Consider the following 18022-nt stretch of genomic DNA (forward strand, 5'->3'; position numbering starts at 1 on the left):
TGTGGCTCAACCCGGGAACGGCACGGCCTGCAGCAGCGCGGCAACCACGTCGTCGGCACGCTTCTGCTCGGCCTCGGCGGCAAACGACAGCAGCAGGCGATGGCGCATCACCGGTGCGGCCAGCGCCTGCACATCCTCGCGGGTGGCGGCGAAGCGGCCCTGCAGCAATGCGCGCGCTTTTGCCGCGAGCACCAGCGACTGCCCGGCGCGCGGGCCGGCGCCCCACTTCACCCATTGGTTGATCGCTGCCGGGGCGCCGTCGCCAGGCCGGCTGGCGCGCACCAGGCGGGTGATCCAGGCCAGCACGTCGGGGCTGGCATGCACCTGGCGTACGGCGGCCTGCAGGGCGATCATCGCCTCGGCATCCATCACCTTCGGCACCGCGTCGGTGGCACCGCCGGTGGTCTGTTCCAGGATCCGCCGCTCCTCGTCTTCGCTGGGGTAATCCACCAGCACGTGCAGCAGGAAGCGGTCCAGCTGCGCCTCCGGCAGCGGGTAGGTGCCGGCCTGCTCGATCGGGTTCTGCGTGGCCAGCACGAAGAACGGCGCGGGCAGTGCGTAGGTGCTACCGGCGTAGCTGACGGTGCGTTCCTGCATTGCCTCCAGCAGTGCGGCCTGGGTCTTGGGCGGGGTGCGGTTGAGTTCGTCGGCCAGCAGCAGGTGGGTGAAGATCGGGCCCTGCTGGAAGCGGAAATGGCGATGGCCGGTGCCGTGGTCTTCCTCCAGCAGCTCGGTGCCGAGAATGTCGCTGGGCATCAGGTCGGGGGTGAACTGCACGCGCCGGAACTGCAGTTCCAATGCCTGGCCGAGCGACCGTACCAACAGGGTCTTGCCGAGCCCGGGCGCACCTTCCAGCAGGCAGTGGCCGCCGGCCAGCAGACCGATCAGCAGCTGCTCGACCACCGTGTGCTGGCCCACCACCGCGCGTGCGAGCGCGGCGCGCAGTTCATCCAGGCGCGGCAGCAGGGAATCGAGGTCGGAGGCGTTCATGGGCGTGCAGGTCCTGTCAATTGTTCAGCGCGTACATCACGATGTTGACGCCAAAGCGGGTATTGTCTTCGGCCAGGAAGCGCTTGTTGCGCCAGTCGTAGTCCCACTCGCAGCCATAGTCCTTGTTGCTGTAGAGCAGGCCCAGCCGACCATCGACCTCGATGCCTTTCAGATAGTCGTGCACCAGGTCGTCGCCCCAGCCGTTGAGTTCGAAGCTGGTGGCGGGCGGACCGTCCGGGAAGCGGAAGAAACTGCGGTACAGCGCGTGGCTGTTGGGCAGTTTCTGCAATGCCTTGGGGCCGAACAGCCGGCCCATCTGTGCCTCGAACGAAGTGGCGAACAGGCCGTCGATGTCATGGTTGCAGTCGTCGACGAAGACGAAGCCGCCATTGCGCACGTAGCGCACGAAGTTCTGCCGTTCGGCGGCGTTGAACTCCACCAGCGTGTGCCCGGCCAGGTAGCAGAACGGCGCTTCCAGCATGCGGGGGTCGGCCAGGGCGACCACGTGTTCCTGCGGGTCCACCCGCAGCGAGGTGTAGTCGATCAGCGAGGTGATCAGGTTGGATGGCATGCGCGCGTCCACGTCCCAGTCACCGGAGTCGTACTGCAGGCGGGTGAACCAGAAGTCGTAGCGCGAACTGCGCGGGCCTGCCTGTGCCCAGGCCGGCAGCGCCGCCGCCGAAGCGGCAGCGGCCAACCAGCGCAGGCAGGCCCGGCGATCCATCAGACCGCGTCGGACAGCGAGGTGAAGGTGAAATCGCGCAGCTTCATCGGCGGGATCATCATCACGAAGCTGGATTCATCACCGGCCACACGCACCGGCTTGCCCAGCTCTTCGATGTTGTTGAGCATGATCACCGGCGACTCGTTGAAGCGGAAGTTCTTCACCGGGTGCTTGATCTGGCCGTTCTCGATATAGAAGGTGCCGTCGCGGGTCAGGCCGGTCAGCAGCACGGTCTGCGGATCGACCATGCGGATGTACCAGGTACGCGTGACCAGGATGCCCTTCTGGGTGCCGCGCACCAGCTCGGCGGTGCTCTTGTCGCCACCGCTCATCAGCAGGTTGCCCGGCGAGGCCTTGGCGGTCTTGCCCTGCTTCTGCGCCCAGAAGCGCGAGTAGTCCAGGTTGGCGATCCTGCCGTTCTCGATGATCGCCATGCGCTCGCGCGGCAGGCCCTCGTTGTCCCACGGCAGCACCGGCGCCTCCGGATGCCACGGGTCGGCGATCATGGTCACGCGCGGGTCGTAGACCTGCTCGCCCAGCTTGTTGCCGCCGCCCTTCTTCGACAGGAAGCTGCGGCCTTCATCGGCCGAGCGTGCACTGAAGAAGTTCATCATGAAGCTGATCAGGCCCGCCGCCGCGGCCGGCTCCAGGATCACCGTGTACTTGCCCGGTTCCAGCGCCTTGGCTTCGGCCGACTCGGTGGCCTTGCGCATGGCGATGCGGATGTCCTGGTCGGCCTTGAAGTCGGCAGCATCCTTCAGGTTGCGGCCGACCCAGCCCGAACCGCGGCCATCTTCGGTACGCACGGTGCAGGTGTAGTCGAAGTTGGTGGTGCGCTGGTAAGCGAAGTTGCCGTTGCTGTTGGCGGTGGCCTGGAAGCCCTGGCCGTCCTCCAGGAAGCCGGCGGCGATCAGGCCGTGGCCGCGGCACGGGGCGATCGAATCGGCAGCGACCTTGGCACGGAAGGCTGGATCGATCGCGGCGGTGGATTCGCTGAAGGTCGGGCTGGCGCGGTAGCTCTGCTTGCCGATGGCCGGCATGAACTCCGGGTTCTCCGGGGCCAGGCGGGCCAGGTCTTCGGCACGGCGTACCACGCGTTCCAGCGCGGCGTCGTCGAACTCGTTGATCGAGGCGGTGCCCACGCGCTTGCCGAAGGCGACGGTGACCGCCAGCTCGGTGTTGTCGACGATGCCGCTGGTGGAGACATTGTTCAGCGCGAAACGGATGTTGCCGCTGATCGCACCGGCCAGCACGGCGGTGCACTCGTCGGCCTTGGACAGGGCGATGACCTTGTCGAGGATGGCCTTGGCCTGGGCTTCGGTGAAGATACTCATGTGTAAGGGCTCCTGACCGGTCAGCCGAGGCTGCGTGCGGTGTTGATGACGTTGATGCCGTTGAAGCGCGCGGTGGACGAGCCGTGCGAGACCGCCGAGACCTGGCCCGGCTGGCCCTTGCCGTCGAAGAACGAGCCGCCCAGGCGGTAGTCGCGCTCGTCGGCCACGGCGGTACAGGCGTTCCAGAATTCCGGCGTGCGGATCTGGTAGGCCACGTCTTCCAGCATGCGGGTGATCTGGCCGTTCTTGATCTCGTAGAACAGCTGGCCGCCGAACTGCGCGTTGTAGCGCTGCTGGTCGATCGAGAACGAACCATCACCGATGATGTAGATGCCGTTCTCCACGTCCTTGATCAGGTCCGGCACGCTCAGCGGCTTCTTGCCCGGTGCCATCGACACGTTGGCCATGCGCTGGAACTGCACGCTGGACCACGAGTCGGCATAGCAGCAGCCGTCGGACTCGGTCTTGCCGAGGATGTGGGCCTGGTCGCGGATGGTCTGGTAGTCCACCAGCTTGCCGTTGCTGATCAGGTCCCAGCGCTTGCACTTCACGCCTTCATCGTCGTATGCCACGGCGCCGAGGCTGCCCGGCTGGGTCTTGTCGGCGAAGATGTTGACCAGCTCGCTGCCGTACTGGAAACGCTGTTCGCGCTTGTCCAGGGTGGCGAAGCTGGTGCCGGCGTAGTTGGCTTCGTAGCCGAGCACGCGGTCCAGTTCCAGCGGGTGGCCGATCGACTCGTGGATGGTCAGCCAGGTGTGCGACGGATCGAGCACCAGGTCGTACTTGCCCGGCTTCACCGACGGTGCCTTCAGCTTTTCCTGCGCCTGCCGGGCGGCGGCGATGGCGTCTTCCTTCATGTCGTAGGAAGAACTGTAGTTGACCACGCCATTGGGGCTGACCACCTTGCCCGCGGCGGCACCGTCCAGGTACTCGTAGCCCAGGCCCATCGGCGAGGACAGGCCCGAACGGGTGCGGAACTTGCCGCTGGCCTTGTCGATGGCGGTGACCGTCATCGGCGCCCAGATGCGATGCACGTCCTGGTCGATGTAGGAGCCGTCGGTGGAGGCGAAGTACTTCTGCTCGTTGACCAGGAACAGCATCGAGTTGACGAAGCTGGCACCGGCGCCCATTGCGGCGGCGTTGACGTCCAGCAGCAGGCCGACCTTGTCCTTGATCGGCACCTCCATCGCATTCTTGCGGATCGGCGTGCGCCAGCTCACCTCACCCACGCCCGGCGCCTTGGCCAGCTGCACCGGCGCGGTCTGCACGCCGGCGTTGGCCTTGGCGATCGCGGCCGCCTGCTGCGCTGCCTTGGCCACGTCGGCGGTGCCCAGCGCGTTGGTGGCGGCAAAGCCCCACGCACCATTGACGATCACGCGGATGCCGACGCCGGTGGACTCGGTGTTCACCACGTTCTGCACCTTGTCCTCGCGGGTGATCACGAACTGCCGCAGGTAGCGGCCGATGCGCACGTCGCAGTAGGTGGCACCGGCCTGGCGGGCGGCGGCCAGCGCCGCATCGGCCAGGCGCTTCTTCAGCCCCAGGTCCAGCGTGCTCTGCAGCTGCTCGGCGGCGATCACCTTGCCGAAGAAGGAGGGCACGATCAGCCCGCCCGCGGTAAGCCCGGTCAGGGCCAGGAAGTCACGTCTTTGCAAGGCTGCTCTCCATGTCGAAGGATGGGTGGCTCAAGCGCCGAGACTGCGCGCGGTGTTGATGATGTTGATGCCGTTGAAGCGGGTGGTGGACGAACCGTGCGAGACCGCCGAGACCTGTCCGGGCTGGCCCTTGCCATCGAAGAACGAACCGCCCAGGCGGAAGTCGCGTTCATCGCAGATGGCGGTGCAGGCGTTCCAGAATTCCGGCGTGCGGATCTGGTAGGCCGCATCCTCAACCATGCCGGCGATCTTTCCGTCCTTGATCTGGTAGTACAGCTGGCCGCCGAACTGCGCGTTGTAGCGCTGCTGGTCGATCGAATACGAACCGCGGCCGTGGATGTAGATGCCGTTCTCCACGTCCTTGATCATGTCCTCGACGCTGAGCGGTTGCTTGCCCGGCGCCAGCGAGACATTGGCCATGCGCTGGAACTGCACGCTGGACCAGGAATCGGCATAGCTGCAGCCATGCGATGCATCGCGGCCGAGGATGTGGGCTTCATCGCGGGTGGCCTGGTAGTCGACCAGGATGCCGTCGCGCACCAGGTCCCAGCGCTGTGTCTTTACGCCTTCGTCGTCGTAGCCGACCGCACCGAGGCTGCCGGGCTGGGTCTTGTCGGCGAAGAAGGTGACGATGTCGCTGCCCCAGCGGAAACCCGCATCGCGCTTGTCCAGCGTGGCGAAGCTGGTACCGGCGTAGTTGGCTTCGTAGCCGAGCACGCGGTCCAGCTCCAGCGGGTGGCCGACGTTCTCGTGAATGGTCAGGAACAGGTTGGACGGGTCCAGCACCAGGTCATACTTGCCGGGCTTCACCGACGGCGCCTTCAGTTTCTCGCGTGCGTGGCGGGCGGCCGCAATGGCGTCCTCGACCGGGTCGTAGGAATCGCGGTAGGCAGTGATGCCGCCGGGCAGCTGCACCTTGCCGCGCGCATCGCCATCGAGGAACTCATAGCCCATGCCCATCGGCGAGGACAGGCCGGCGCGGGTGCGGAATTTGCCGCTGGCCTTGTCGATGGCGGTGGCGGTGAACGGCAACCAGATGCGGTGGATGTCCTGGTCGATGAACGAGCCGTCGCTGGAGGCGAAGTACTTCTGTTCGTTGACCAGGAACAGGGAGGAATTGATGTAGTCGGCGCCCGCATCCAGCGCAGCGGCATTGAGGGCCAGCAGCAGCTCGACCTTGTCCTGGATCGGCACCGCCATCGCGTTCCTGCGGACGGGCGTCTGCCAGCGCACTTCACCGACGGACGGCGTGGGTGCCAGTTGCACCGGGCGGGTCTGGATGCTGGCGTTGGCGCGGGCGATTGCCGCCGCCTGCTCGACTGCCGCGCGCACGGCGGCCTCGGTCTGCTGATGGGTTGCAGCAAAGCCCCAGGCACCGTTGACGATCACCCGCACGCCCACGCCGGACGATTCTCGGTTGGTCACATTGCCGACCTGGTGCTCGCGGGTGATCACCGACTGGTTGAGGTAGCGGCCGATGCGCACATCGCAGTAGCTGGCCTTGGCCGAGCGTGCGGTGGCCAGCGCGACCTCGGCCAAGCGCCGGCGCTGGGCGGTATCGACCGGCGCCAGCAGCTGCTCGGCGGCGATGGCACGGGAATGCGGCAGCAGCAGGCCGGCCAGGCCCAGACCGGAAAAAGCCAGGAACTCACGTCGTTGCACAGCGTTTCTCTCTCTCGCTTGCGTGCGGTCGGCAACGCGCCGGACCGATCACGTCAACTCCTCGACTTTCGCCAGCGCGGTGCAACCGGGCAAGTGACTGCAGTCATGGTTGGGGAGGGTTTCGGCAGGGCTGCGCCCTGCAACTGCTCAATGCAGCGGCAACGGCAACGGCCAAAGCCAGAGCCAGAGCGGCATTCCGTGGGTGGGCGGGGCGGTGTCGGATTGCGGGGACGCCGTGAATCCGTCCATGGAGGCTTGGCAGCCGCATCCATGCGGCTGACACCCCGCAATCCGACACCGCCCCACCTCTGACAGATTCCTGCGGCTGTTGGTAGGTGTCGACCTTGGTCGACACATCTGTCAGGTATCGAAATGAATCCGGGGTCAGATCCGTTTTCCTGTGGAAAACGGATCTGACCCCAAGAGCACTTCCGACAGATGGCGGAAATCTGTCGAAGGCGGGGTGGGTCCGGTTGCGGGGGCGTGAGCGCCATGGATGGCGCGACCGAGCCTACAGGGACGTATTTACGGCGTCCCCCGCAATCGGACCCACCCCGCCAACCCACAGGAAGTCCGCTTTTGACGTTGCTTCGGCCTTTGCCGTTGCTCCTGCGGGTGCAGGGCTGCAAGCCCTGCAGGCACCCCCTCGTGCACAATGGGGCCGACCCCGCCTGGACACCGTCCTGATGTCGAGCAAGCCGCATTCAGAAGCCTGCGAGCGCAACCGCGAACCCATCGCCACCGCACTCGACCCGTGGATGGGCGACCGCCATCGGGTGCTGGAGATCGGCAGTGGTACCGGCCAGCACGCAGCCTTCTTCGCCGAGCGCTGGCCGTGGCTGCGCTGGCAGCCCAGCGACCATCCGGACCATCTGCCCGGCATCGAGGCCTGGCGCGCCGAGGCTGCGCTGCTGAACCTGCTGCCGCCGGTGGCGCTGCAGGTGGAACTGCCACCGGCGCCTGGGCTCAGCCTGCCACAGGGCAGTACGTTCGACGCCGCGTTCAGCGCCAACACCCTGCACATCATGGGCTGGCAGCACGTGCAGGCCTTGTTCGGCGCGCTGCCGCCGCTGCTGCGTCACGGCGCGCTGCTGGCGGTGTACGGCCCGTTCAACTACGGCGGCCGCTACACCAGCGACAGCAATGCGCAGTTCGATGCGTGGCTGAAGGCGCGCGATCCACGCAGCGGCATCCGCGATAGCGAAGCGGTGCAGGCGCTGGCCGCCGACCACGGATTCACCCGCCTGGGGGATGTGGCGATGCCGGCCAACAATCGCCTGCTGCTGTGGCGGCTGGGGTGAACCGCCGGTAGTGCCGGCCGCTGGCCGGCAAACAAGTGCCAGGATGGAAGCCGGCCAGCGGCCGGCACTCCCTTCAAGCCACCTGCACGATATGCAGCGCCTTCGGGTTGCGCCACTGCGCCAGCAACGCCGTTTCACGTGCCTTGGCCTGTTCGAGGTGGGCTTCCTTGACATGGCCGAAGCCGCGGATGTGCTCGGGAATACTGGCGATCTCCACCGCCAGCGACAGACGGTCATCCTCCAGCCCGTCCAGCAGCACCTGCACCGTCGCCTCGTAATCAGCAATCAGCTTGCGCTCCATGCGGCGCTCCCCGGTGCGTCCGAACACATCGAAGCGGCCGCCACGCAGGAACTTCAGCTTCGCCAACAGACCGAAGGCCTTGAACATCCACGGGCCGTATTCCTTCTTCAGCAGCCGGCCCTGCTCGTCCTTCTTCGCAAACAGCGGCGGTGCCAGATGGAAGCGAAGCTGGTAGTCGCCCTCGAACTGCTGCTGCAGGCGGCGCTGGAAGTCGCCGCTGGTGTACAGGCGCGCCACTTCGTACTCGTCCTTGTAGGCCATCAGCTTGAACAGGTAGCGCGCCACGGTCTCGGTCAGCGCAGTGGAACCGCCGATGCGGTCGGCTTCGGTGGCGCGCACGCGCGCTACCAGGTCACGGTAGCGCTTGGCGTAGGCGGCATCCTGGTACTCGACCAGGAACGCGGCGCGGCGCTCGATCATTTCATCCAGCGAGCGCGACAGGCGTGCGTCGTCCAGCGGCAGGAATGCCACGTCGCCACCGTGCGAGGGTAGGCCACGCAGTTCGCGTTCGTCGCCGGTGTTGCGCGGTGCCGCAGTGGCACCCCATTCATTGCCTTCCCACTCGCCCGGCGGCAGTGGGTGCAGCGGGCCGGGGGTGGACTCGGTATCGGTGTGGCGGTTGTGCACCAGGCCGGCGGCCTGCTGCACGGCCTGCGGGTCGACCACCGCCAGGCGACCCCAGGCGAAGGCCTGCTGGTTCATCGCCACGGCGGCGCCGTTGAGTTCGATGGCGCGCATCAGTGAATCGAACGACAGCGGCACCAGGCCCTGCTGCCAGGCGTAGCCGAGGATGAACAGGTTCGCGGCAATGGCATCGCCCAGCAGCGCGGTGGCCAGCTGGGTGGCATCGAGCAGCAGCGGCTCCTGGCCGCCCAGTGCCACGCGCACGCCGGCGATGATGTCGGCGGCGGGGAACTGCATGTCCGGGCGGGTGGTGAAGGTGCCCGGCATCGCTTCGTAGGTGTTCAGCACCACCTGCGAACGGCCGGCGCGCACCTTCGACAGCGCCCAGTAATCGTTGACCACCACCATGTCGCAGCCCAGCACCAGGTCGGCCTCGCCAGCGGCGATACGCACGGCATGGATGTCCTCAGGGCGACGGGCAATGCGGATATGCGTGGTCACCGCGCCGCCCTTCTGCGCCAGGCCGGTCTGGTCGAGCACGGTCGCACCCTTGCCTTCCAGGTGGCCGGCCATGCCCAGCAGCGCACCGATGGTCACCACGCCGGTACCGCCGACGCCGGTGATCAGGATGTTCCAGGGCTGTTCCAGGCTGCCGCGGAGAGTCGGTGCCGGCAGGTTGTCCAGCAGCGTGGAGGCATCGCGCTTGCTGCCCTTGCGCGGCTGGCCGCCGTGCACGGTGACGAAGCTCGGGCAGAAGCCGTTCACGCAGGAATAGTCCTTGTTGCAGTTGGACTGGTCGATCTCGCGCTTGCGCCCGAACTCGGTTTCCTTCGGCAGCACCGACACGCAGAAGCTCTTCTTGCCGCAGTCGCCGCAACCTTCGCAGACCAGCGAGCTGATCATCACCCGCTTCTGCGGATCTTCCAGCTTGCCGCGCTTGCGGCGACGGCGCTTCTCGGTGGCACAGGTCTGTTCGTAGATCAGGATCGAAACACCCTTCACCTCGCGCAGGCGCTTCTGCACCTCATCCAGTTCGCTGCGGTCGTGGAACTCGACATCGCTGGGGAAGTGTTCGCGCTGGGCGGTCCACTTGCCGATGTTGTCCGACAGCACCACGATGGTGTGGATGCCTTCGGCGCGCATCTGCCGCGCAATGTCCGGCACGCTCAACGGGCCGTCCACCGGCTGTCCGCCGGTCATCGCCACCGCATCGTTGTAGAGGATCTTGTAGGTGATGTTCACCCCGGCAGCCACCGCCTGGCGGATCGCCAGCGAGCCGCTGTGGAAATAGGTACCGTCGCCCAGGTTCTGGAACACGTGCGGGGTATCGGTGAACGGCGCCTGCCCGGCCCAGGTCACGCCTTCGCCGCCCATGTGGGTGAAGGTGTCGGTGCTGCGGTCCATCCAGGTCACCATGTAATGGCAACCGATGCCGGCCAGCGCCCGCGAGCCTTCCGGCACGTTGGTGGAGGTGTTGTGCGGGCAGCCGGAGCAGTAGTGCGGCACGCGCGGGAAGCTGGCGCGCGGCAGGGCCAGCTCGGCTTCCTTTTCCTGCATCCACTGCAGCCGCTGCTCGATTGATGCGTTGTTGAAGAACCTCTGGATGCGGCGGCCGATCACGCCGGCGATGGTGGCCGGGGTCAGCTCGCCGGTGGACGGCAGGATCCATTCGCCGCTCTCGTCGTACTTGCCGACGATGGACGGGCGCTGGCCCCAGCTGGCCGGCCAGTTGAAGAACTGTTCCTTCATCTGGCGCTCGATGAAGGCACGCTTTTCCTCCACCACGATGATGTCTTCCAGGCCCTGCGCGAAGCGCGCGATGCCCTGCGGCTCCAGCGGCCAGGTCATGCCGACCTTGTACACGCGGATGCCGATGTCGGCGCAGGCGGCTTCGTCCAGGCCCAGGTATTCCAGCGCCTGCAGAACGTCCAGGTAGCTCTTGCCGGTGGTGACGATGCCCAGCCGCGCGCGCGGCGCGTCCATCACCACCTTGTCGATGCCGTTGGCGCGGGCGAACGCCTGTGCGGCCTTCACCGCATAGCGGTGCAGGCGCATTTCCTGGTCCAGCGGCGGGTCCGGCCAGCGGATGTTGAGACCGCCCGAAGGCATCTCGAAGTCCTCCGGCAGCACGATGCGGCGCGCCATCGGGTCGACCTCGACCGAGGCCGATGATTCGACTGTCTCGGCGATCGTCTTGAAGCCGACCCAGCGCCCGGTATAGCGGCTCATCGCCCAGCCCAGCAGGCCCATGTCGAGGATGTCCTGCACACCGGCCGGATTCAGTACCGGCATCATCGCGCTGACGAACTCGTCCTCGCTGCCATGCGGCAGGGTCGAGCTGCGGCAGGCATGGTCATCGGCGGCCAGTGCCAGCACCCCGCCGTAGCGCGAGGTGCCAGCGGCATTGGCGTGCTTGAACACGTCGCCGCAGCGGTCCACACCCGGGCCCTTGCCGTACCACATGCCGAACACGCCCTGCACGTTGGCGCCGGGGAACAGGTTTGTCTGCTGGGTGCCCCACACCATGGTGGCGCCCAGGTCCTCGTTCAGGCCGGGGGTGAACTTCACCTTGGCGGCGTCGAGGTGTTTGCGTGCGCGCCACAGCTCCAGGTCGAAGCCGCCCAGCGGGCTGCCACGGTAGCCACTGACGAAGCCGGCGCTGTCGATGCCCTGGTGCGCGTCGCGCAGCCGCTGCATCAGCGGCAGCTTCACCAGCGCCTGCACGCCACTCAGATAGATCCGCCCCTCGTTGCGGGTGTACTTGTGGTCGAGCGTGTAGTCACGGTCGATCAGGTCGGTGGAGGAGGGCGACGTGAGTTGCGCGGTACTGGTCATGGCTGGCCCGGTCAGGATCGGCTGGCACCGGCCGCGTGCAGGCACGCGGCGGGAAAGGCGCGAATTGTAGCAGCGAGGCCCGGCCGCCCCGGCACTCGCGCCGGCGGCCATGCTGGGGTTAGGATCGGGGAGAGAGAGGGAGGCTGCAGTTGCGGCCTGGGGAGAAGGGATGTCAGTTGCAGGAAAGATCCTGGGCAGCATGCTGCTGGTCTCGGGAGCGGCCCCGGTGTGGGCCGCGCCGGCGGTGCCGGCACCACAGGAGTTCTACTTCGACAGCGATGCGGCCGCCGTGCCCATGATCGTGGTCCAGTCCGACGGGGATGCGCTGGTGGCGCAGCTGCTCAAGCAGCGCGAGCGCGGCCGGCGAACCGTGGAGGCCACCGTGCAGCTGGCGTCGGTGGCCATTGCCCAGGGCCGTACCGAACTGGGTGAACAGCTGTATCGCGAAGCGCTGAAGGATGCGCCGGTGCAGGGCAGCTTGGGCCGTGGCGTGCGCTGGAACTACGGGTGGGACCTGCTGCGTCAGGGCCAGCCCGAAGCCGCCCTGGAGCAATGGCAGGCGGCTGCCGGTGGTTCGCTGAGCAAGCCGGGCTGGTTGCCACCGACCTATGCGCTGGCGCTGTGGCGGGCCGGGCGGAAGCAGGAGGCGGTGCAGTGGTATGCCGCCGCAGTGCGTACCGAGCCGACGCAATGGAGCGACAGCAGCCGCTATGCGCAGTTGTTGCCGTTGTGGCGCGACGACGAGCGTGCTTCGCTGGCGGAAGTGCAGCAGGCCTGGGCGGCCGCCCCGCCGGCCTGGCCCTGAGGGAAGGGGGGGCCGGGTTGCACCCGGCACCCGCAGAAGCAAGGGCTGGAGCCAAAGCCAAAGCCAAAGCGGGTTTCCTGAGGGATGGCGGGGCACTGTGGGTTTGCGGGGCCGCCGTAAACCCATCCATGGGGGCTTGGTCGCCGCATCCATGCGGCTCACTGATCTGCCCGGGATAGAAATCGAACTGGGGTCAGATCCGTTTTCCAGAGGAAAACGGATCTGACCCCATGCGCTCAAGAGCGGCCAGCCAACGCGAATCCACCCCGCCCGGCCAAGCGCGGCTTTTGATGTTCACAGCCAACCAGCCGCCACGAGGAGCTGCGCCGTTCGCTGGAAACCCCTCAATCGTCTGCGGAAACCGTCCGCCCCGACGCCCACGCCCGCAGTGCCTCTACCTGTTCGGCCATCAGCACCGACAGCGGTCGGGTCGCGCGGATCTCATTCATCAGCAGTTCGGTGTCCAGCGGCCGGCCTTCGGCGTGCGCTGCATACAGCCCGGCCACGATCGCCTGCTCGATCTCCGCGCCGGAGAAACCATTCGCCGCGGCCGCCAACGCCGGCAGCGCGAAGTCGTCACCATTGAGCTGGCGCCGGCCCAGGTGCAGCCGCAGCAGTTCCACGCGCACCTCCGGCGTGGGCAGGTCAACGAAGAAGATCTCGTCGAAACGGCCCTTGCGCAGCAGTTCGGCCGGCAGCTCGTGCACCTGGTTGGCCGTGGCAACGATGAACACCGGCGCCTTGCGTTCGGCCATCCAGGTCAGCAGGTAGCCGAGTACACGGCGTGATACGCCACCGTCCTCGCCACCACTGGCCAGGCCCTTCTCGATCTCGTCCATCCACAGCACGCAGGGCGCCAGCTGCTCGGCCGAGGCCAGCGCCTGGCGCAGGTTGGCCTCGGTCTCGCCGTGATACTTGTTGTACAGCGCACCCACGTCCAGGCGCAGCAGCGGTACACCGAAGCCGGCGGCGGTGGCTTTGGCCAGCATTGATTTGCCGCAGCCCTGCACGCCCAGCAGCAGCATGCCGCGCGGCGGGTCCAGGCCGGCCGGTGCCGAGCCGGCGATGAAGGCCACCCGGCGCTGGCTGATCCAGCGCTTGAGCCGGTTGGCGCCGGCTACGTCGCCGAAGCGCGCGCTGTCGTGCTCGAAGAACAGGTGGCCGCTGCGGTTGAGCAGCTCGAACTTCAGCCGTGCCAGCTGCGGCAGGTCGTCGTCGCGCAGCGCGCCATCGGCGTAGATCAGCTGGCGGGCGATGCGGCGGGCATCGACCAGGCTCAGGCCCTGCAGGTTCTTCAGGATCTTCTTCACCGCCTCGCTGTCGACCTCGACACGGCGGCCGCCGTGTTCGCGCGCATAGGCGTCGGCCTCCTCGCGCAGCATCTTCAGCAGGGCGTTGGCATCGGGCAGGCGCGGGTTGAAGCGCACCGCCAGTGCTTCCAGCTCGGCCGGCAGCTCGACCTTGGCGCCGATCAGCACCAGCACGTGCGGTTCGCTGTGGCGGCGCTGGATCAGGTCGCGCAGTGCGCGCTGGTGGCTGGCATAGCCCAGGTAGGGGTGGAAATCGAGCAGCAGGTAGACACCGCGCTGGTCGGCCTGGCGGATCATCTGCAGCGCGGCGCTGGCATCGGGCGGGCCGACAGGAGGATCCTCGCGGTCCAGGTCAATGCGGCGCAGGCCCTCGGTGATGGACCAGCGGTGCAGGGCCCGCCACACGTGCATCAGCGTCTGCCGGAACAGTTCGACGATGCGCCCCTCATCCTGGGTCTCGATCACGATCAGGGGGGTATTGGCGCGGATCAGTGCGCTCAGGTCCTGCAGTTCGCTCATGCCGGTTCGATCCTTCGGGGGCGCCACGATAGCAAAGGCGATGGCCACTGGTTCAGCACGGCGCTACCTCCCGTCACCACCGCCGGTGTACGCTCGGGGCACGTACCCGGAAGCGAGGCTGGCATGAAGACGATCCTGGTGGCCGGTTCCAAGGGCGGGGTGGGCAAGACCACCGTCGCCACCCACCTGGCCGCGTACGCGGCATTGCAGGGCAAGGCCACGGTGATCGCCGATGCCGACCCGCAGGGCTCCAGCACCCGCTGGGCACAACGGCGTGCCGGGCTGGAAAGCGCGGTGCTCCCCATCGATGTGTATCGGAAGAAGCAGTGGGCGCAGAAGCTGCCCGACGGTACCGATACCGTCATCATCGATGCACCAGCCGGTGCGCTGGCCGACGATATCCCCCATTTCCTGGACGCGGCCGATGCCGTGGTGGTGCCGGTATTGCCCTCGGCGCTGGATATCGAAGCCATCGTCGGCTTCCTCAACAGCCTGGCCCAGAACCCGCGCGTGCACAGCCGCAAGCTGCCGGTGGGGCTGGTCCTCAACCGCACCAAACCCTGGACGCAGACCTCGCAGCAGGCATTGCAGATGCTGGCCGAATGGCCGTACCCGGTGGTCGCGCAGCTGCGTGACAGCCAGAGCTACGTGGTCATGACCGGCCTGGGCCGCAGCCTGTTCGACTATCGCTCCGCGCAGGTGCGCGAACACCAGGCCGACTGGGAACCGCTGCTGTCCTGGCTCAAGCTTTGATGCCTGCGTCACTTCTCCTGCTGCATCCTCTTCTCCATGGAAACCCGCGATGCGTGAACTGATCCTGCTGCGCCATGCCCATGCCGAACCCGCCGTTTCCGGTCAGGCCGACCTCGACCGGCCGCTGTCGCCGGTAGGGCTGGCCGAAGCTGAAGCCGCCGGCAAGTGGTTGAAGGAAAACAACCTGTTGCCGGACTGCGTGCTGTGCTCGCCGTCGCGACGTACCCGTGAGACCCTGGAAGCGGTGATGACGGCCATCGGCTATGTTGAGAAGCGCCTGGAAGACCGGATCTACGAAGCCACCCCGGGCACCCTGGCGGCGCTGGTGGACGAGCGTCGCGACCTGGACCGGGTGCTGATCGTGGGCCACAACCCGGGCCTGGAGCAGCTGGTGGCCCTGATGACCGACGGCACCAGCAGCGACTACCGTGGCATGCCGCCGGGCGGCGTGGCGGTCCTCGGCTTCCCGCGCGAGGTCTCGATCGAACCGGGCGTGGCCAGCCTGAACGCGTTCTGGTGGCCGTGATCCGATGAGCCAGGCGCGGCGCAGCCGCTTTCTGCTGCCCGCGTTGCTGGCGCTTGGCCCGGCCTGGGCCGCTGTGCCCCCACCAACCCCGTTGCCGCCGGTGTCCGCCGAAGCGCCGCGGGTACTGCGCCTGGATACCCAGCGCTCGCGGATCGGTTTCGAGGTGCGGACCCGTTTCGGCCAGCGCATCGAAGGCGTGTTCCCGCACTTCGAGGGGCGCATCGAGATCCTGTCCGACGGGCGCCACCAGGTGCACCTGAAGATGTTCACCCGTTCGGTGGAGATCCCTGGCAAGGCGCGCTACACCGGCTGGATGCGCGGCGAAGAGTTCTTCGATGCCGGGCGCCATCCGGTGGTCGAGTTCGACTCGCTGCCGTACTGGCCGGAGACGGTGGAACAGGGCGGCGACATCAACGGCCGGCTGACCCTGCGCGGCGTCAGCCACCCCGAGTCGCTGCGGGTCGAGAAGGCGGAGTGCGCCCGACCCGGCTATGATTGCGATGTCGTCAGCCGCGGTACCGTGCAGCGAGGCCGGTATGGAATGGACAGCTGGCAGCTAGCCCTGAGTGACCGAGTGACCTTCGTATTACGTGCGCGCCTGAGCGAGGCGCCGAAACCGTGAACCTCCTGCTGCGTTTACTGGCGCTGGCAACGGTGTTGCTGGGCAGCGGTTGTGCATCGCTTTCGCATGCCGAGCGCGATCGTGCCGAAGCGATCGCCGTGCAGGCGCGCTCGACCGTGGTCGGCTGCCAGCGCGCCGACCGCTGCGCGCAGGACTCACCGCTGCGAGCGCTGGCCGGCCGGGCGTTCACCGAATCCACCCCCGAACAGCCGCGCCACTACGCCACCCTGCTCGACGAGGGCGAAGGTGCGCTGGTGGCGCGCCTGAACCTGCTGCGCAGCGCTACCCGCAGCATCGACCTGCAGACCTACATCTTCGACAAGGACGACAGCGCCCGGCTGGTCATCGACGAGCTGCTGGCTGCATCGCGGCGCGGGGTGAAGGTGCGCGTGCTGATCGACCAGCTCTCGGCGATCTCCGACCTGCAGATCCTCGGCGCGCTGTCCGGCGCGCACCAGAACTTCCAGCTGCGGGTCTACAACCCGACCTTCGGCAAGGCCCGGCTGAACTACTTCGACTATGCCGGCAGCGTGCTGTGCTGCTTCCGCCGCTTCAACCAGCGCATGCACAACAAGCTGCTGGTGATCGACGATGCGATCGGCGTGGTCGGTGGCCGCAACTACCAGGACGACTATTACGACTGGGACCGCGAGTACAACTTCCGCGACCGCGACGTGCTGATCGCCGGCCCGGAGGCGCGGGCGATGGCCGCCAACTTCGATGCCTTCTGGCATGCCAGGCGCAGCGTGCCGGCCGAGCGCCTGAACGATGTCGGCCGCACCCTGCTGCGCGAGGGCGTGCCGACCCTGCCGCCGGCCAGCTTCCGCCGCCCCGAGCGGGTGCAGCGGGTCAGCGCCGAAGCCAATGACATCGACTTCGTCAGCCGTTCCTTCGTCGATACCGCCTTGCCGGTGGCCTCGGTGCGCTATGTCGCCGACCTGCCGCGCAAGCACCGGCGCGAGAAGGCCGATGCGCCACTGGCGGGCCAGCACGTGACCGAGCCGCAGCTGGATGCGCTGATCGCCGGCGCGCAGGAGGAAGTGATCCTGCAGACCCCGTACCTGGTGCTGTCCAAGCCGGCGCAGAAGCTGTTCCGCGAGCTGCGCAAGCGCCCGCAGCCGCCGCGGGTAGTGGTGTCCAGCAACAGCCTGGCGGCCACCGACAACCCGATCGTGTATGCGCTGTCGTACAAGTACAAGCGGCGCAACATGCGCGAACTGGGCTTCAACATCTTCGAGTACAAGCCGTTCCCGCTGGATGCACCGGTCGACTACCGCAACCTGTTGCCTGATCCGATCGCCGCGCCCGGGGGTGACGACGACGGCGGGCGCAATCCGCTGATCGGCGGCAGCGCCGCGGGCAGCAATGCCGGCGACAGCCGCGATCGCGATGAGCACCCGGCACCCGCCGGCAAGCAGGGGGCGGTGAACCACCCGCGCACCGGCAGTGCCTACCAGAACGCACGCGAGCGCCGCCGCGCGGCCGGCAGCGAGGTCGAGACCCGCCTGCTGCGCACCGAGACCCGGCCCTCCTTCCTGGGCAGCAAGGCGGTCAACAAGCCGTTGCCGGTCACCCGCAAGGGCGCGCGCATGGGCCTGCATGCCAAGTCGCTGGTGGTCGATCGCCGCATCGGCGTGGTCGGCACCCACAACTTCGATCCGCGCAGCGAGAACTACAACACCGAAGGTGCGGTGATCATCGATGACCCGGCCTTCGCCGAGCAGCTGGCCGAGAGCATCCTGCGCGACACCCACCCGCAGAATTCGTGGACGGTGGCGCCGCGGGCCAAGCCGCCGGTGCTGTCCGGGCTCAACTACAGCGTCGGCAAGGCCTCCGAAGCACTGCCGATCCTCGACTTCTGGCCGTGGCGCTATGCCACCGACTACGAGTTCAAGCCCGGCCCGGACTGCCCGCGGCCGCTGCCCCGGCAGGACCCGGACTTCCACCGCTGCTATGTCGCCGTGGGCGATTTCCCCGAGGTCAATGTCGGCCCGAAATGGCTGCTGGTACGCATGCTGACCGCATTCGGCGCCGGCCTCGTTCCCATCCTCTGAAGGTGCC

General features: G+C 67.4%; 13 protein-coding genes. 6 read left to right on the forward strand and 7 right to left on the reverse strand.

The annotated features are described in order from the left end of the window. Positions 1-6 precede the first annotated feature (6 nt). Genes AC5P66_RS04310 through AC5P66_RS04330 form a run of 5 tightly spaced genes read right to left on the reverse strand, consistent with a single transcriptional unit; the run spans position 7 to position 6365 of the window. A complete protein-coding gene (locus AC5P66_RS04310) occupies positions 7-990 on the reverse strand; it encodes an AAA family ATPase (RefSeq protein WP_099496069.1) in 984 nt (327 codons plus the stop codon). A gap of 16 nt (positions 991-1006) precedes the next feature. Then, positions 1007-1714, reverse strand: a complete 708-nt coding sequence (locus AC5P66_RS04315; RefSeq protein ID WP_005421001.1) for a DUF4159 domain-containing protein — start codon at positions 1712-1714, stop codon at positions 1007-1009. Beyond that, positions 1714-3048 carry a TldD/PmbA family protein gene (locus AC5P66_RS04320; protein WP_049416132.1) on the reverse strand — a complete coding sequence of 445 codons (1335 nt, stop codon included), beginning with the start codon at positions 3046-3048 and terminating at the stop codon, positions 1714-1716. Before AC5P66_RS04320 ends, AC5P66_RS04315 begins: the two co-directional genes overlap by 1 nt. Before the next feature lie 20 nt (positions 3049-3068). Continuing rightward, on the reverse strand, positions 3069-4703 hold the full coding sequence (locus AC5P66_RS04325; RefSeq protein WP_061479900.1) for a TldD/PmbA family protein: 1635 nt from the start codon (positions 4701-4703) through the stop codon (positions 3069-3071). Between the two features lie 30 nt (positions 4704-4733). Next, positions 4734-6365, reverse strand: coding sequence for a TldD/PmbA family protein (locus AC5P66_RS04330; protein WP_199161076.1), 1632 nt, complete (start codon positions 6363-6365; stop codon positions 4734-4736). A gap of 686 nt (positions 6366-7051) precedes the next feature. Here AC5P66_RS04330 and AC5P66_RS04335 point away from each other — a divergent pair. Beyond that, positions 7052-7666, forward strand: coding sequence for a DUF938 domain-containing protein (locus AC5P66_RS04335; protein ID WP_099496071.1), 615 nt, complete (start codon positions 7052-7054; stop codon positions 7664-7666). A 73-nt stretch (positions 7667-7739) separates the two neighbouring features. On the opposite strand, the gene AC5P66_RS04340 is transcribed toward AC5P66_RS04335, so the two are convergent. Then, the gene (locus tag AC5P66_RS04340; protein ID WP_099496072.1) at positions 7740-11426 is read right to left on the reverse strand and encodes an indolepyruvate ferredoxin oxidoreductase family protein; all 3687 of its coding nucleotides are present in this window, start codon (positions 11424-11426) and stop codon (positions 7740-7742) included. Positions 11427-11595: 169 nt separating this feature from the next. Between AC5P66_RS04340 and AC5P66_RS04345 the strand changes: the two genes are divergently transcribed. Then, on the forward strand, positions 11596-12231 hold the full coding sequence (locus AC5P66_RS04345; RefSeq protein WP_049414456.1) for a tetratricopeptide repeat protein: 636 nt from the start codon (positions 11596-11598) through the stop codon (positions 12229-12231). Between the two features lie 344 nt (positions 12232-12575). On the opposite strand, the gene AC5P66_RS04350 is transcribed toward AC5P66_RS04345, so the two are convergent. Further along, positions 12576-14060, reverse strand: a complete 1485-nt coding sequence (locus AC5P66_RS04350) for an AAA family ATPase (protein WP_005420987.1) — start codon at positions 14058-14060, stop codon at positions 12576-12578. 123 nt (positions 14061-14183) lie between these two features. On the opposite strand from AC5P66_RS04350, the gene AC5P66_RS04355 reads away from it, so the two are divergent. Genes AC5P66_RS04355 through AC5P66_RS04370 form a run of 4 tightly spaced genes read left to right on the forward strand, consistent with a single transcriptional unit; the run spans position 14184 to position 18015 of the window. Beyond that, entirely contained in the window at positions 14184-14813 is a 630-nt protein-coding gene (locus AC5P66_RS04355) for a nucleotide-binding protein (RefSeq protein ID WP_005420986.1), read from the forward strand. A gap of 49 nt (positions 14814-14862) precedes the next feature. Next, positions 14863-15339: a SixA phosphatase family protein gene (locus AC5P66_RS04360; protein WP_005420985.1), complete on the forward strand. Its 477-nt coding sequence runs from the start codon at positions 14863-14865 to the stop codon at positions 15337-15339. Positions 15340-15343: 4 nt separating this feature from the next. Continuing rightward, positions 15344-15961 (forward strand): YceI family protein, encoded by a 618-nt coding sequence (locus AC5P66_RS04365; protein ID WP_005420984.1) that lies wholly within the window; start codon positions 15344-15346, stop codon positions 15959-15961. Next, the gene (locus AC5P66_RS04370) at positions 15958-18015 is read left to right on the forward strand and encodes a phospholipase D family protein (protein ID WP_049414458.1); all 2058 of its coding nucleotides are present in this window, start codon (positions 15958-15960) and stop codon (positions 18013-18015) included. Before AC5P66_RS04365 ends, AC5P66_RS04370 begins: the two co-directional genes overlap by 4 nt. Positions 18016-18022: the final 7 nt, after the last annotated feature.

The sequence above is a fragment of the Stenotrophomonas sp. YJH_SMC_122 genome (assembly GCF_059369535.1).